11 protein-coding genes and 1 other RNA gene are annotated in these 16,201 nt (G+C 67.1%); 7 read left to right on the forward strand and 5 right to left on the reverse strand.

Annotation, left to right across the window (positions count from 1 at the left end; all coding sequences use genetic code 11):
- Positions 1-23 precede the first annotated feature (23 nt).
- Entirely contained in the window at positions 24-3,311 is a 3,288-nt protein-coding gene (locus JOE38_RS01525; RefSeq protein WP_204574562.1) for an NACHT domain-containing protein, read from the forward strand.
- A 115-nt stretch (positions 3,312-3,426) separates the two neighbouring features.
- Here JOE38_RS01525 and JOE38_RS01530 read toward each other — a convergent pair whose 3' ends face one another.
- Positions 3,427-4,722: an MFS transporter gene (locus JOE38_RS01530; protein WP_204574563.1), complete on the reverse strand. Its 1,296-nt coding sequence runs from the start codon at positions 4,720-4,722 to the stop codon at positions 3,427-3,429.
- 75 nt (positions 4,723-4,797) lie between these two features.
- Here JOE38_RS01530 and prfB point away from each other — a divergent pair, with 75 nt between their 5' ends.
- From prfB to ssrA, 5 genes are all read left to right on the forward strand, one after another.
- Positions 4,798-5,901: a peptide chain release factor 2 gene (prfB, locus tag JOE38_RS01535; protein WP_086520513.1), complete on the forward strand. Its 1,104-nt coding sequence runs from the start codon at positions 4,798-4,800 to the stop codon at positions 5,899-5,901.
- A gap of 75 nt (positions 5,902-5,976) precedes the next feature.
- Entirely contained in the window at positions 5,977-7,629 is a 1,653-nt protein-coding gene (gene ftsE, locus JOE38_RS01540) for a cell division ATP-binding protein FtsE (protein WP_204574564.1), read from the forward strand.
- Entirely contained in the window at positions 7,626-8,543 is a 918-nt protein-coding gene (gene ftsX, locus JOE38_RS01545; protein ID WP_012037996.1) for a permease-like cell division protein FtsX, read from the forward strand. Before ftsE ends, ftsX begins: the two co-directional genes overlap by 4 nt.
- 66 nt (positions 8,544-8,609) lie before the next feature.
- Positions 8,610-9,086, forward strand: coding sequence for an SsrA-binding protein SmpB (gene smpB, locus JOE38_RS01550; protein ID WP_012037997.1), 477 nt, complete (start codon positions 8,610-8,612; stop codon positions 9,084-9,086).
- Positions 9,087-9,229: 143 nt separating this feature from the next.
- Positions 9,230-9,605: a transfer-messenger RNA gene (ssrA, locus tag JOE38_RS01555) on the forward strand.
- Between the two features lie 100 nt (positions 9,606-9,705).
- Here ssrA and JOE38_RS01560 read toward each other — a convergent pair.
- The 3 genes from JOE38_RS01560 to JOE38_RS01570 are packed head-to-tail and all read right to left on the reverse strand — an operon-like array spanning position 9,706 to position 13,630.
- On the reverse strand, positions 9,706-11,517 hold the full coding sequence (locus tag JOE38_RS01560; RefSeq protein WP_204574565.1) for an ABC transporter permease: 1,812 nt from the start codon (positions 11,515-11,517) through the stop codon (positions 9,706-9,708).
- Between the two features lie 2 nt (positions 11,518-11,519).
- Complete coding sequence (locus tag JOE38_RS01565; RefSeq protein ID WP_204574566.1) at positions 11,520-12,548, reverse strand: ABC transporter ATP-binding protein; 1,029 nt, start codon at positions 12,546-12,548, stop codon at positions 11,520-11,522.
- Positions 12,548-13,630: an extracellular solute-binding protein gene (locus tag JOE38_RS01570; protein ID WP_204574567.1), complete on the reverse strand. Its 1,083-nt coding sequence runs from the start codon at positions 13,628-13,630 to the stop codon at positions 12,548-12,550. The genes JOE38_RS01565 and JOE38_RS01570 overlap by 1 nt, the downstream gene beginning before the upstream one ends.
- 239 nt (positions 13,631-13,869) lie before the next feature.
- Here JOE38_RS01570 and JOE38_RS01575 point away from each other — a divergent pair, with 239 nt between their 5' ends.
- Positions 13,870-15,366 (forward strand): MFS transporter, encoded by a 1,497-nt coding sequence (locus JOE38_RS01575; protein ID WP_204574568.1) that lies wholly within the window; start codon positions 13,870-13,872, stop codon positions 15,364-15,366.
- A 21-nt stretch (positions 15,367-15,387) separates the two neighbouring features.
- Here the strand turns inward: JOE38_RS01575 and JOE38_RS01580 are convergent, their stop codons facing one another.
- Positions 15,388-16,200 carry an inositol monophosphatase family protein gene (locus tag JOE38_RS01580; protein WP_194666276.1) on the reverse strand — a complete coding sequence of 271 codons (813 nt, stop codon included), beginning with the start codon at positions 16,198-16,200 and terminating at the stop codon, positions 15,388-15,390.
- Position 16,201 lies beyond the last annotated feature (1 nt).

Genomic DNA, 16,201 nt, shown 5'->3' on the forward strand with positions numbered 1-16,201 from the left:
CCCCATATTATTTAGGATTGATAATGGACGCGTTACTGTATGGCCTTGCTGCTTCAGCAGCGAAGGCGGTCTTTAGCCTTTGGGCCACGGGCTCCGTTAGTCCAGACATCGCAGTTGGCGCGGGCGAGGTTGTCAAAGCATCATTGCTTAAAGAAAAAGACCGACGCGCGGCGGATCGACAAATTAGTAGCATGGCGGAGCGGATTTTTGAGCAGCTAGAACCTGTCATCTCTATCGAGTATAAAAACCTTGGAGAAGCCGAGGCGTCTGTAGTAATGGAGGCGGTGCAAAAAGCCGTAAGCATATCGACCGATACTGCTCGAACTGTTATTGAGCATGACTTCGACTCACTACGCCTGGAAGCTGCCATAAAACCAAAAGATGCTGAACTATCTGCGCTTGGTCTTTCAGAGGAGGCCGAGCACTTACTTGAACTTCTCCTCGCTGAGTGCTGTGACTACATCACTGAGATAGCTGCCCGGCTACCACAGTTCGAGACCGAGGCCGCGCGCGAGATACTTCGCCGCGAAACGTCCTTGATGGAAATGGCTCAGGCGACCTTTATAGCGCTACCGCGTTCTCGTGTACCTCGTTCTTTCGGGGCTGGGGACGATCACGAGCGCTTTGAGACTCGCTACGTCCGCGCAGTAGCCACGTATGCGGAAAAGCTTGAGTTATTCGGAGTGACGTCAGTGACGGCGCGACGACCCTATGATCTTTCTGTTGCATACATTTCATTAAGTATTGCAGTGCAGGGCGACGAGAAGACAAGCGGCAGTGGCGACGCGCCAGATGAGCAAGAGGGTGCTGTCAGCCGAGCCGACGCGTACTTCAGCGAGCATTCACGTGTGCTTCTTACCGGAGACGCTGGTTCCGGAAAAACGACTCTGCTCAGATGGCTTGCAGGTCTTTCAGCAAGAGACTCGCCGATAGCGGACAAAGCGGGTAGCTGGCGTCAGCGAGTTCCATTTATTATTCCGCTTCGACAATTTGCTGATGATGCGCTACCGACTCCTGGGCTTTTCGTAAACCTGATTAAGCCTAACCTCGCAGAAGCGACGCCGCCTGGATGGGCGCATCAGATTCTCGAGGAAGGTCGAGGTGCGCTACTAGTCGATGGGCTCGACGAGGTGCCTGTGGCACGTCGAAAGGAAGTCCTGGACTGGATAGTAGAGCTTGACTCGGATTTTCCAGGGAACTCAATCCTTGTTACCTCCCGTGGTGCTGCGTTAACTAAAGAATGGAAGCAGTCCGAACTTCTTGAGCGCGCAACTCTTCAACCCATGACGCCGTCTGATATCCAATCATTCGTTAATCACTGGCATGATGCCATGAGGCGGAGTGCGCTTGCGGATGAACGTCAACAGGTTTCAGACGCTCATGTAGGCATGCTTAATGTGATTAAAACGCGACCTAATATCCAGGCGCTTAGTAAGACGCCGCTTTTGTGTGCCTTGATGTGCGCTTTGCATCTTGAAAATGCATCCAGTCTGCCATCGGATAAAATGAGCCTGTATAGGACTGCTATCGAGATGCTGGTGATGAAGCGCGATAACGATCGTCGCCTCGCGCGGTCGGATACGCAATTGAACTTGTCCGACCGCCTTGTATTACTTCAAAGGTTGGCTATTTGGATGCATGAAAACGGTCTTGCAGATGCGTCTCATGGCGAGTACCAGGCGGCGATCGAGCGGTCGCTTGTAGCCCTGAATAGGCCCTCGGCAGAGGCGGCTGAAACGGCAGCGTTCCTGCTTGAGCGCTGCGGCATCTTACGTGAGCCGACCCCCGGTCGTGTTGATTTCATTCATCGGTCGTTCCTCGAATACCTAGCTGCTGCGGCAGAAGTTGAAGACGATTCAATTTCGAAGTTGCTCCTTCATGCGACAGAGGAGCCGTGGCGAGAAGTTATAGTCATGGCTGCGGGTCACGCGAACAATGCGCAACGCCGGCACCTCATTGAAGGGTTATTGGCACGCGGGGCAGCGGAGCCGGGTAACATGCATCAGCTCTACCTTATTGCCGTAGCCACTCTGCAAACCGTTCGCGCCTTGGACCCTGATCTACGAGATTCTCTGCAAGTCGCTCTCAACGCAGTTCTACCCCCGGCCAACATGACTGAAGCATCGGCTGTCGCCTCCGCCGGTTCTTCAGCTGCCCCGTTACTTCGACGTCGGGCTGATCTCAAGGTGCTTGAGGCTGTAGCGAGCGTCCGCGCGCTGTCATTGATTGGTGGGCCTGAGGCATTCGAGGCGTTGAGGACCTACAGGCGGGAAGCCCGAATCACTGTGATTCGGCAACTCCTACGAGCGTGGACAGCATTCGATACCAAGGAATACGCATCCGAAATTTTAGCTGGCTCACGTTTCATTCGAGGTTCGTTCACTGTTACGGAGCCTGAGCACATCCCGTACTTAGCCAAGTTTGAGCGCCTCGAGAATATTAACATTGACATTTCCGAGCGCATGTCAAATTGGAATGATTTAAGTGCTCTAGAAGGGGACGAGCGCGTTGAGACGCTTTCCTTGAGTAACTTGCGCTGGGCGGTGAACCTCGTCGGGGTGCCTGTACTGCCCGCATTAAGCTCCCTTACTCTCAGTAATTTTGATAATCTTGTGTCTGTCAGCGGAATCGAGAACTTTCCGGCATTAAGGCGATTCGAAATTCACGGCGCACGCTCGCTCGATGATCTAGGCGCGCTAGCAAGTCTCCGGGGCCTAGAGAGGCTAGTACTAAGCGTTGCCGGTTCTGCCAACCTAGAGTTCCTCGCGCGTATGGCAGTGCCGATCTCGCAGGTCTGGGTATATTCAGCTCGCTCGGCGATCGTGACTGTAGGGGGAATGAAGGTCAAGTCGCTTAATATCGTTCGATGGGCTTGGAGGGCCGAGGAGCAGGCGATGGATCTTGACGGGCTCGCGTCTTCCCCGGACATAACGTCTTTGCGTCTAGATTGTTTCAATCTGCCAGACGTAGTCGAACTACCGCCACATTTAGAGTCGCTTCATCTTCAGCGCGGGGCGGCGACGTTTACGGGCGGTGATGCTTTGACAAGGCTAAGTGTGTATGAGTATCCGTCCGCCGAGATATACGCGCTTGTGGAGCGGGCACCGCGACTGGCTAGAATTTCGATTTCATCGAGTGTGACGCATTCAAGCGTGATGGATATACTCTCGCAGATGCCAGTGCGAGCTAATCTCGAAATAGAGTTTCACGACTATCATGAAGTGGATGCATTCGATGAGGAGCCGGTCGAAAATGTGCTTTATGCGGCCGCTGTCACGCATAAATCGGTGATATACACGGGTTTGGGATAATTGCAGCGGCCTTGGACTGTCCGCGCGTTGGCCCTGCCGACGTGCGCACCTGATTGAGTGTCAGGCAGAAGGGTCGGCGTCGGGACCCCGTAAACCTGGACCTATTCTTCGGCACTTACCCGTGTTGTCGCGGCACGTACCGCGGCACGTACCGCACGAGGATCCCCGCGCCGATGAGCCCGAGCACGCCCATCACGCCGCTGGCGACGGCGAGCGACGCGGCGGAGGTGAGCGCCGCGATGAGGAGCGGGGACGCGGCGCTGCCGGCGTCGCCCGTGAAGCGCCAGGCGCCGAGGAAGGGGGCCGGGTCCTCGCGGGGGGCGAGGTCGGCGCCGAGGGTCATGAGGATCCCCGAGCCGACGCCGTTCGCGACCGACATGAACATGGCCACGCCGATGAACCACTGCACGCTCGTCGGCAGGTCGGGCGTGAGCGCGAGCACGAGGTAGCCGAGGCCGAGCCCGACCATCGACGGCACGGCGCTCCAGAGCCGGCCGAAGCGGTCCATGATCTGGCCGCTCGCGTAGAAGAGGGCGAAGTCCACGCCGCCCGCTATGCCGATGATGAGCGCCGTGTTCGCGTCCGAGATGCCGATGCTCACGGCCCACAGGGGGAGGAGCACGCCGCGGCCCGCGCGCATCGCGCCGATGAGGGCCGCGCCGGATCCGAGCTTCACGAGCACGCCCTTGAACCGCCACAGGGTCCGGCCGAGGCCCGCCGACTCGCGCGCCGGGGGAGCGGTGCCCGCAGCCGCCGCGACGGACTCGTCGTCCTGCGGCTCGCCCGCGGTGGCGGCCGCGGCGCTCTGCAGGTCCGCGCGGTTGCGGCGCACGACGTCCATGGGATCCGGCAGCACTAGCAGCGTCACGGCAGCCGCGAGGCACGCCACGATGTGGATCGCGAACGCTGACTGCGACGCGCCGGTCAGGTGGATCACGCCTGCGGCTAGGAACGGCCCCACGAAGTACCCGGCGCGGAACGTGCCGCCGAGCGTCGACAGCGCGCGGGCCCGGTACGCCTGCGGCACGAAGCTCGTCATGAACGCGTGCCGCGCGAGCGCGAAGACGGCCGTCGAGACGCCGATGAGGAAGACGCCGATGCCGAGCACGAGCGGGTTCGGCGCGAGGAGGCACAGCACCAGGCCGCCGATGGAGACGAAGGCCGCGCCGATCATGGCGGTCCGCTCGCCGATGCGGCTCACCACGGATCCGCTCGGGATGTCACCCACGAGCTCGCCGAGCATGATCATGCCGCCGATGAAGGCGGCGATCGCGAGCGAGGCGCCGAGGCTGCCCGCGACGATCGGGATGATGGGGATGATCGCCCCCTCGCCGATGGAGAAGAGGAGCGCGGGGAGCAGCGCCGGGAGCGCCACCGCGCGGAGGGAGAAGGGGGCATCCGGGGTCGACATCGCCCCCGAGCCTACGCGCGGGCGGACCCCGCCCCGGACGTCGCCCGCGGGCCGGACGGTAGGCTGGGCGGCACCATGATCGACCAGGACTTCTCTTCGCGGATCACAGAATTGCGCGACACCTACTCCAACATCCGCTCGGTGATCGGCGTCGAGCGCCTGCAGCAGGAGGTCGAGGAGCTGAGCGCCCAGGCGGGCGAGCCGGACCTCTGGGATGACACCGAGAAGGCGCAGAAGGTCACGAGCGACCTGAGCCACCGCCAGGCCGACCTCAAGCGCATCGACGAGCTGCAGCGCCGCCTCGACGACCTCGACGTGCTCGTGGAGATGGCCAAGGACGACGAGGAGTCCGCCGAGGAGGCGGTCGTCGAGCTGGCCGGCATCACGAAGATCATGGACGAGCTCGAGGTGCAGACGCTCCTCAACGGCGAGTTCGACCCGCGCCCCGCGGTCGTCACGATCCGCGCGGGTGCCGGCGGCGTCGACGCGGCCGACTTCGCCGAGATGCTCATGCGCATGTACCTGCGCTGGGCCGAGCAGCACGACTACTCCGCCACCGTGCTCGACACCTCCTACGCGGAGGAGGCGGGCATCAAGTCGGCGACCTTCGAGATCGACGCGCCCTACGCCTTCGGCACGCTCTCCGTCGAGGCCGGCACGCACCGCCTCGTGCGCATGAGCCCCTTCAACTCCGCCGGCAAGCGCCAGACGTCGTTCGCCGCCGTCGAGGTCGTGCCGCTCATCGAGCAGACCGAGTCGATCGAGATCCCCGAGAACGACATGCGGGTGGACGTCTTCCGCTCGTCCGGCCCCGGCGGCCAGTCGGTCAACACGACCGACTCGGCGGTGCGGATCACCCACCTGCCGACCGGCATCGTCGTCACCTGCCAGAACGAGAAGAGCCAGATCCAGAACCGCGCCGCCGCCCTGCGGGTGCTGCAGTCGCGCCTGCTCCTCGTGCAGCGCGAGCAGGAGGCGGCCACGAAGAAGGAGCTCGCCGGCAACATCACGGCGAGCTGGGGCGACCAGATGCGCAGCTACGTGCTCGCGCCGTACCAGATGGTCAAGGACCTCCGCACGGAGCACGAGGTCAACAACCCGTCCAACGTGTTCGACGGCGACCTCGACGGCTTCATCTCCGCGGGGATCCGCTGGCGCAAGTCGCCCGACCGCGCCTGAGAGAGTCCGGGGGACCGATCGCCGCGGTGAGTCGATGCGGCGAAAGGCACCTCCCGTGCCTAGGGTCGTACCGACATGATCAGGTTCGACCACGTATCCAAGGTGTATCCCGGCAACCCCCGACCGGCGCTGAGCTCCGTCGACCTCGAGATCCTCCGCGGGGAGTTCGTCTTCCTCGTCGGCGCATCCGGGTCCGGCAAGTCCAGCTTCCTGCGTCTCGTGCTCAAGGAGGACCGGCCGACCAACGGCACGATCCACGTCCTGGGCCAGCAGCTGAACCAGCTGTCGAGCCGCAAGGTCCCCTACTACCGGCGCAGCCTGGGGGTGGTGTTCCAGGACTTCCGGCTGCTCCCGAACAAGTCGGTCTTCGACAACGTCGCGTTCACGCTCCAGGTGATCGGCAAGTCGCGCGGCTTCATCCAGGAGGCCGTCCCGGACGTGCTCGCCATGGTGGGCCTCCAGGGCAAGGAGCAGCGCCTGCCGCACGAGCTCTCCGGCGGCGAGCAGCAGCGCGTGGCCATCGCCCGCGCCGTGGTCAACAAGCCCGCCGTACTCCTCGCCGACGAGCCCACGGGCAACCTCGACCCGCTGACGAGCGCGGGCATCATGCAGGTGCTCGAGCGCATCAACGCCAACGGCACCACCGTGATCATGGCCACCCACGACTCCGGCATCGTCGACCAGATGCAGAAGCGCGTCATCGAGCTGATCGGCGGCGAGGTCGTCCGCGACGAGGTCGGCGGCCAGTACCAGACCTCCGCCATCGACCTGCCGCGCACGGCCGAGAACCCGGTCGGCGTGAACCCCGAGCACCCGCCCGTGGCGGCACCGACCCCCGTCTTCGTGCCGGCCGCGCCGCTCCCCGCGCCCGTGCGCCCCACCGCTCCTGAGGAGCCCGCCACTGGCGCCGAGCGTCGCGAGCAGGCCAGGCGCGACAAGCAGCGTCGCGCCGATGAGAAGGCGCGCGCCAAGGAGGAGGCGACCCGCGAGGCCGCCGCCGCCAAGGCCGCGAAGAAGGCGCCGCGGAAGCCCGCGAAGGACGCTGCGGCTGCGGCCGCCGTGCCGGCCCCGGCTCCTGCTGCCCCCGCGACGTCCGCCGCGGCGAGCGCTCCCTCAGCGGATGCCGCGCCCATCGTGCCTGCCACCGCGCCCGTCCGCGATGCCGGGCCCGCCCGTGACGCCGCGCCTGCCCGTGACGGCGCGTCCGACCGCGGATCCGGCCCGGACGCCCCGGCCTACGCCCCGTCGGCGTTCGCCGAGGCGGCGCGCGTGGATCCCGTCCCCGAGCGCGAGGTCGAGCGCCAGCGGCCGGCCGCTGGCGCGGAGGAGCTCCGTGAGCCCGCCTCCACGCGCCCCGAGCCGACCGCTCCCGAGCCCGTCCGTCCCGAGCGGCCCGTCGAGCCGACGCCGTCGCGCGCCGTGCCCGTCAGCCGCGACCAGGCGCCACCCGTCGACGACGGCCCGCCCGCCGCGTCCACGCCGCCGAGCCGGCGCAACGGCGGGGGAGCGGCCCCCGCGGCCCCGAGCACCGGATCCATCCGGCGGCTCCCCGAGGGCACGGGCGTGATCCGCCTGCCCGACCTGTCCGACGGCGAGGGCTCCGCGCCCGCCGACGGACGCGACGACGCCGAGCTCGCCGAGCTCGGCCTGGCCGAGAAGCTGGGCCTCCGCGCCCGCGGTGAGTCGCCGGACGACACCGGCGCACAGGATGTGGGGCCCACGCGATGAGACTCGGACTCGTCCTCTCCGAGGTCGGCCACGGCCTCCGTCGGAACGTCAGCATGGTCGTCTCGGTCGTGCTCGTCACCTTCATCTCGCTCACGTTCGTGGGCGCCGCCGTGCTGCTGCAGATGCAGATCGGCCAGATGAAGAACTACTGGTACGACCGCGCGCAGGTCGCGATCGACTTCTGCACCGACACGTCGGTGCCGAGCGAGACCTGCGTCAACGGCAAGGCCACCCAGGAGCAGATCGACGCGGTCAAGCAGCAGCTCGACAGCGACACGCTCGCCCCGTTCATCGACAAGTACTACTTCGAGGACCAGGACACCGCGTACAAGAACTTCCAGGAGCAGTTCAAGGGCGATCCCGTCACCGAGCTCGTGCAGCCGGAGTTCCTCAACGAGGCGTTCTGGGTGAACCTCAAGGACCCGTCGAAGTCGGACATCCTCAGCGACAGCCTCTCGGGGCTCGCGGGCGTCGAGAACGTGACGGACCAACGGCAGTACCTCGACCAGATCTTCTCCATCTTGAACGCCGCCAGCCTCACGGCCGTCGGCATCGCCGGGCTCATGCTCGTGGCCGCCGCCCTGCTGATCGCCACCACGATCCGCCTGTCCGCGTTCTCGCGGAGAAGGGAGCTGGGCATCATGAGGCTGGTCGGGGCGTCGAACCGCTTCATCCAGACCCCGTTCATCCTCGAGGGCGTGTTCGCGGCGCTCATCGGGTCGGTGCTCGCCAGCGCGGCGACGGTGGCGCTCGTCAAGTTCTTCGTCCAGGGGTTCCTGAGCACGAGGCTCACGTCGATATCCCTGGTGAACATGGACGACGCTCTGCTCGTCGTGCCGATCCTGCTGGGGGTGGGCGTCGTGCTCGCGGCGGTCTCCGCCAACTTCGCGATCAGCCGCTATCTGCGCATCTGATCCTCCGGTAGGCTGATGGGCTGCCCGGATCCGGGCGGATCCACCTGAACCATCGAGGAGTCCACCGTGCCCAGGGAACGTGGCGAGAAGGTGGTGGCGACCAACCGCAAGGCGCGCCACGACTACACCATCGAGTCGACCTACGAGGCCGGCCTCGTGCTCACGGGCACCGAGGTCAAGTCCCTCCGCCAGGGGCGGGCGTCGCTCGTCGACGGCTACGCGTTCGTCGACGCCGGCGAGGCGTGGCTCGACGCGGTGCACATCCCCGAGTACAACCAGGGCACCTGGAACAACCACCCGGTGCGCCGCAAGCGCAAGCTCCTCCTGCACAAGGAGCAGATCCTCAAGATCCACTCCAAGGTCAAGGAGGGCGGCTACACGGTCGTCCCGCTGCAGCTCTACTTCGTGGACGGCCGGGCGAAGGTCGAGCTCGCCATCGCGAAGGGCAAGAAGGAGTACGACAAGCGCCAGACGCTGCGCGAGCGCCAGGACAAGCGCGAGGCAGACCGGGCGATGTCGTCGCACCGCCGCCTGGGCGAGTGACCCCGCTCCTCCCGGTGGTGCGCCCGTCTCCGGTCGGGTAACATGGAGGGCTGGTCGCGCATGACGCGGCCGGCGTTTGACAACTCGACAGCGTGGAACATGCGACCCGGCTCGGGCGCCTCTCGGGGCGCTGGGCCGTTCATGGGGATGATCGGTTTCGACATTGCCTGAATGACTGCGAGAAGCGGGTCGAGGATGCAGGGCTATCTCGTAAACGCTCTCTGCAAAATACAACTGCCAATAACAAGCAGTCGTCCTTCGCTCTCGCTGCCTAAGCGAGCGCACTAACAGGACCGTCGACCCGGTGATGCTCTCTACCCGGTAAGTCGGCGTCAGATTAGGGAGCTCGCTGCGCGGTCGTGCCTCAGGGCCGCGTGGGACTCGAACTGAGGCTGGGCCCGTCGGATCAGATGCCAGGAGCAAGTTCCGGGGCCGAGCAGGACGCCTTTCCTGGATACACCCGTAGAAGGCGCAGGATTACAGCAGTGGACCGGGGTTCGATTCCCCGCATCTCCACCATCGCGTCGCATGCTCCACGCCCGTCGAGGGATCGGATCCGTCCGGTGACACGCGAGGCCCCGTCCGCCCGGACGGGGCCTTTCGTGTGCGTGGAGGCGGATCAGCCCACGGGTGCGCGGGGCGCAGCCGGCGCGGGCGCTCCCGGGTCGCTCGTGGCGAGCGCCGGCGCGGTGGTCTCCACCGCGGGCGAGCCCGTCCGCCCCCGTCGGCGCTTCCGTCCCCCCGAGCGCCCGTACACGAGGTACATCGTGAGCCCCATGATGATCATGAGCAGCACCGTGTAGACGAACGTGATGCTCATCGAGTCGAGGTTCGCCTCGCCCTCGGTGCTGGCCTTGATCGCGATTCCGAGCGGCTCGTACAGCGGTTGGTAGAGGAACACCGCCGCGTCGTAGTCGTCGAGCAGGCTGTTGAAGTTGAGCGCCGTGATGGCCGCGACCGTGGGGATCACGAGCGGCACCAGCACCCGGCGGAACGTCGCGAGCGACCTCGCGCCGAGGATCCGCGCCGCGTCCTCCAACGACTGCGGCACGCTCGCGAACGCCGCCTTCAGCAGGCGCAGCGTGAACGGCACCTTGACGATGACGTAGGCCACGAGCAGCAGCCACGTCGTGCCTGTGAGCACCTGCCCGCCGATGAGCGGCTGCGGCCGGTCGAACGTCTGCAGCAGCGCGAGCGCGATGAGGATGGTGGGCAGGATCCACGGTATGTGCAGCAGGTACTCCAGCGTCGCGGTCACCCAGTTGCGGTTCCGCTGGATCATGCGCGCGACGAACAGGAGCCCTGCCACGACGATCACCGCGGCCAGCGCGCTGTAGACGAGGCTCACGATGAAGGGGCGCAGCACGTCGGGGGAGCCGAGCACGGTCGCGTAGTTCCGCAGCGTGAACGAGTCCCACGTGATGGAGCCCGTCTGCACGCTCTTCGAGTCGAGGAACGAGAACAGCACGATGAGGATCACCGGCAGCGCGTAGACCACGAACAGCGCGTACGCGACCACGTGCACCACGCCGTTCACGACCGGGTTCCGGATGCGCTGCTTCTGCAGCGGCGTCGCGACCTTGGCCACCGAGAAGTACACGCCCGACTTCTCGACGCGGTTCATGATCGCCAGCAGCAGGATGGTGGCGACGCCCAGGACGATCGCCAGCAGGGCGGCGAGGTCGCGGGAGCTCGTGCTCTTGGAGAACGTGACGATCATCGGCGCCACCGTCTGGAAGCCGGTGCCGCCGAGCACCAGGGGGGCGGTGAGCGCCCCGAGGCCGGTGAGGAACGTGAGGACGGTGACCGCGAAGATCATGGGCCGCAGCGCCGGCAGCACGATGCGGAAGAGGATGCGCCCGGTGCCCGCGCCCATGCTGCGCGCCGCCTCGATGGTCTGGTGGTCGATCGCCGCGAGGGACGAGCGGAGGAAGAGCATGTGGTTCGTGGTGGTGGCGAAGGTCATCACGATGACGACCGCGAAGTAGCCGGAGAACCAGTCGGGGTCGAGGTCGGGGAAGGCGCGCTGCGCGAGCGCGGTGACGAACCCGTAGCGGCCGTAGATGAAGTCGTATCCGGCTGCCAGCACGATGCCGCCGTAGATGAGCGTCGTGGCGTAGCCGAGCCAGAGCACGCGGGATCCGCGGACCACGAAGTACTCGGTCACCAGCACGATGAAGATGCCCACCACGTTGACCGTGATCGCGAGGGTCACCGCGAGCAGAAGGCTGTTGCCGACGCTGCGCATCGCCCGGTCGGAGCTCACGAGCTTCTCCAGCGCCCGGCCGCTGAACGCGCCGTCGGGGAAGAAGGTCGTGACGAGCAGGTTCGCGTTCGGGAACACCAGGAACGTGACGACGAACCACAGCGCGGCGAGGAGGACCACGACGCCGAGCGGGGAGCGCAGCAGCGCGCGGACGGGGGTGCGCACGGCTAAGACCGGTACTGCAGGATCGCGGACGGGTCGATGCCCACGACGACCTCGGTCCCGGGTGCCAGTGGCGGGGCACCCGTCTCGGTGACGAGGGCCTCGACGGCATCGTCTCCGAGGTCGACGCGATAGGTGCTGTACGAGCCGTGGTAGCTGCGCTCGGCGACGACCCCGTCGATGCGCACGCGACGCGGATCCGCGGCTGCCGCGTCGCGGGCGGCCACCGACACACGCTCGAGCCGCACGTACGCGCGGCCCGAGGCGTCGAGGTCCGTCGCGCCGGCGTCGCGGAGACGCTCGACCGTCGCGGGGCCGAGCGGGTTGATCGCGCCGACGAACGTGGCGACGAACTCCGTGGCCGACCGGTCGTAGACGTCCTCCGGGGTGCCGACCTGCTCGATGCGCCCCGCGTCGAAGACCGCGATGCGATCGCTCATGGTGAGCGCCTCCTCCTGGTCGTGCGTCACGTACACGGTCGTGATCCCGAGCCGGGACTGCAGGCCCTTCAGCTGCTCGCGCAGCTGCACGCGGAGCTTGGCGTCGAGGTTGGAGAGGGGCTCGTCGAGCAGCAGGATCCGCGGCTCGAGCACGAGCGCCCGCGCGATCGCGACGCGCTGCTGCTGCCCGCCGGAGAGCTCCGCCACGTTCTTGTCGAGCTGCGCGGCGCTCAGCTCGACCTGGTCGGCCATGGCGCGGACGAGGCGGTCGGTCTCCGCCTTGCCGGCCTTCCGCACCGTGAGGCCGAAGGCGATGTTCTGCCGCACCGACATGCTCGGGAAGAGCGCGTAGTTCTGGAAGACCATGCCGACCCGGCGCTTCTCGCTGGGGAGCCGCGTGGCGACCTGCCCGTCGATCACGATGTCGCCGCGGCTGGGATCCACGAAGCCGGCGAGGGTCCGCAGCGCGGTCGTCTTGCCGCAGCCCGACGGCCCGAGGAGGGTGAAGAACTCGCCCTCGTGGATCTCGAGGTCGAGCCCGGGGATCGCCACCTGGTCGCCGAAGCGCACCTCGACGTCGTCGAAGCGGATCATCAGGGCAGGTACTCCAGCTCGGTCTTCTCGACCCAGTCGGCGATGTGCTCGCGCACGAAGCCGTAGTCGACGTCCTGCTTGTCGAGCGACTCGATGAGCTCCTTCACCGCCGGGAGCGCCTTCTCGCGCGCGGTCGTATTGACGGGGTAGCTCGAGAACTCCTCCGCGAACGCGCCCTGCACGTCGGCGCTGCCGAACCAGTCGATGAACGCGCGGGCGCGCTCCTCCTTCTTCGTGCCGGCGATCTCGGCGATCTGCTCGGTCACGAACGGGACGCCGGCCTTCGCGGGGACGATCTCGGTGGTGGTGCCGTACTGCGCGTCGCGCGCCGCGATGCCGCTCGAGGCGAGGGTGCCGAACGCGACCTCGCCGCGGGAGAGGCGGGCGTAGAGGTCGGTGCCCTCGACCGCGGGGGATCCGTTCGCGAAGTAGTCCTTCACGACCTGCCAGCCGGCGTCGCTGATGCCGAGGTCGCCGTCCGGGTCCTCGTAGGGCGCGAGGAGGCCCGCGAGGATGAGCTGCGGGGTCGCCTCGCCCAGGCGCGTGTTGACCTCGTACTTCCCCTCGTACTCTGAGGAGTACAGGTCCGTCACGTCGCGCGGCACGTCGCCGCCCGAGGTCTGCTTCGCGTCGTGCACGGTGACGATCGCCTGCTCCACGAGCGGCCAGTACGCGCCGTCGGCGGGATCGCCGGCGGCCTGGTCGACCTCGCCCGACCACGCGGGCATGTAGGCGGTGATGGCGTCCTCCGCCTTGAGGTTCTCGAAGTACATGTTGTTGAGGCCGAACACCACGTCCCCGACGGGGTTGTTCTTCTCCGCGACGATGCGGTTCGCGAGGTCGGCGCCGCCGAGGCCCACGATCTGGATGTCGAATCCGGCCTTCGCGGCCTCCGCCGTGACCCAGTCGCCGCGGCCGTCGCCGTTGGAGTTCGTGTAGACGATGAGCGTGTCGCCCGAGGCGGGGGAGACGGCGGGGTCCGCGGTGCCGGTGTCGGCGGACGATCCGCACCCGGAGAGCGCGAGCCCGGCCGCGACCACGGCGGAGAGGGAGATGGTGAGACGGCGGGCGCGGTTCTTCATGGTGTCCTCTCGGAGGGAGCACGACGGTGTGCTCGCGGGCGGTCGCGCCGGACCGGCACGAAGTCCCCAGGCTAGGAGCGGGATCCTCGGCGGCCCCCTCCGGCGGACGCTGTTGGCTCGCTGTTCAGCGGAGGGACACGCCGGCCGATTCCCCAGGTGAGGAGGAAGCTGGTCGAGGGCACGATGCCCGCGCTCGCGGGAGCGGGAATACATAGCCCGTGTATGGGATTCGATACCTCATGACCGGACGCACCACCACGGGCACGACCCCGACCACGACCGACGACCAGGAGCGCACCCGCTGGCAGGCCTTCTGGGTCTGCGTCGGCGTCGCGGCGCTCACGATCCTCGACCTCTCGAAGGTCAACGTCGGCCTGCCGTCGATCGAGGAGTCGCTCGGCGCCGGATCCACCGACCTGCAGCTCATCGTCGCCGGATACGCCCTCGCGTTCGGCCTGGCCCTCGTGCCCGCCGGCCGTCTCGGTGACATCCGCAGCCGCCGGCTCATGTTCGTGGTCGGCCTCAGCTCCTTCACGATCGCGAGCCTCCTGTGCGCCATCGCGCCCGACGTGAAGACGCTCGTGATCGCGCGGATCCTGCAGGGCGTGGCCGCCGGCATCCAGATGCCGCAGGTGCTCGGCCTCATCCAGCAGCTCTTCCAGGGCGAGGAGCGGGCGCGTGCCTTCGGCCTGTTCGGTGCCGTCGTCGGCATCTCCACCGCGTTCGGGCCGACCCTCGGTGGCCTGCTGATCCAGCTCGGCGGCCCCGAGGACGGCTGGCGCCTGCTGTTCTGGATGAACATCCCGCTCGGCATCGTCGCCATCGCGTTCGCGCTCAAGCTGCTGCCGCGGAAGCAGGCGCGGCCGCAGACGAAGACGGGCCTCGATCCCGTCGGCGTCGTGCTCCTCGCGATCGCCACGTTCTCGCTCATGCTGCCGTTCGTCCTCACGACGGGCGGGCCCGACGACGACCCGCTCCGGTGGATCTGGCTCGCCGCGGCCGTGGTCGCCGCGGCGCTCTTCGTCGCGTGGGAGCGCCGCTACGAGCGGTCGGGGAAGTCGCCCGTGGTGCACTTCGCGCTCTTCCGGCTCTCCTCGTACCGCAACGGGATCCTCATCGCCACCGCGTACTTCGCGGCCATCCCCGCGGTGTTCCTGCTCACGACGCTCTACCTCCAGCAGGGTCTGGGCCTCGAGCCCGTGTTCGCGGGCATGGTCAGCATCCCGTTCGCGCTGTCGTCGGCCGTCACCGCGTGGATCGGCGGACGCCTCGTCTCGCGTCTCGGCCGGCAGCTGGTCGTGATCGGCCTCGCGATCGTCGCGGTCGGCATCACGCTGCTGCTCCTCGCGGCCGTGCTCACGCCGCAGGAGGCGACGCCGTGGGCGATGGCCGCCGCGATGCTCGTCGCCGGAGTCGGCGCGGGCTTCGTGATCTCGCCGAACCAGACGCTCACGCTCGCCGAGATCCCCGTGACGGAGGGCGGCGTCGCCGGATCCATGGCGCAGGTCGGCCAGCGCGTCGGCACGGCCGTGGGCGTCGCGGCAGCATCCGCCACCTTCTTCAGCACGCTCTACGCGGAGGCCGCGGGCGGGGCGGACGCGAGCCTCGCCGTGTACCACGACGGGTTCCGCAACGGCTTCCTCGTGACGATCGCGCTGGTCGCGGTCGCCCTCGCGCTCGGGCTGGTCGACCTCGGCCAGCGCCGTCGTCGCCGGCAGGAGGCCGCGACCGCCTGATCGGATGGCGCGACGCCGGGCTCAGCGCGCGACGACCGCCAGGACGGCGTCGTGCAGGCGTCCGTTCGTGGCGAGCGCGGAGCCGTGCCACGGTCCCGCATCGCCGTCGATCGACGTGAAGCGGCCGCCCGCCTCCTCGATCACGGGGATCAGCGCGGCCATGTCGTAGGGCTTCAGGTCGTGCTCGCCCGCGATGTCGAGGAGCCCCTCCGCGAGCAGCATGTAGGCCCACATGTCGCCGAAGTCGCGGGAGCGCTTCACGCGGCCGGAGAGGTCGAGGAGCTCATCGAGCCGGTCGGCGTCGCGCCACCGCTGCACGCCGGCGACGCTCATCGAGGCGTCCTCGAGCCGGTCGACGTCGGAGACCCGGATCCGCCGCTCCTGCGATGTCGTGGCCTGCCCGAGCGTGTCGTCGACGTACGCGCCGAGGCCGGTCGCGCCCCACCAGCGGCGACCGAGCGCGGGAGCGCTCACGACGCCGACCACGGGGACGCCGTCGACCGCGAGCGCGATGAGCGTGCCCCAGACGGGCACGCCGCGCGCGAAGTTGGATGTGCCGTCGATGGGGTCCACGATCCACTGCCGGGACGACGAGCCGGACGTGCCGTACTCCTCGCCCAGCACGCTGTCGTGCGGGCGGCTGTCGGCGATGCCGGCGCGGATCGCGCGCTCGACCGACGTGTCGGCGTCGGTGACCCAGCTGGAGTCGGCCTTCGTCTCGATGGCGAGGTCGGCCGAGCGGAAGCGGTCGAGCGAGATCGCGTCGGCCATGTCGGCCAGCTCCCTCGCGAGCCGCAGGTCGGACGACAGGGAGTGCAGGGGTTCGGAGGCCACG

It is taken from the genome of Clavibacter michiganensis, from assembly GCF_016907085.1.
Classification (GTDB): Bacteria; Actinomycetota; Actinomycetes; order Actinomycetales; family Microbacteriaceae; genus Clavibacter; species Clavibacter michiganensis_O.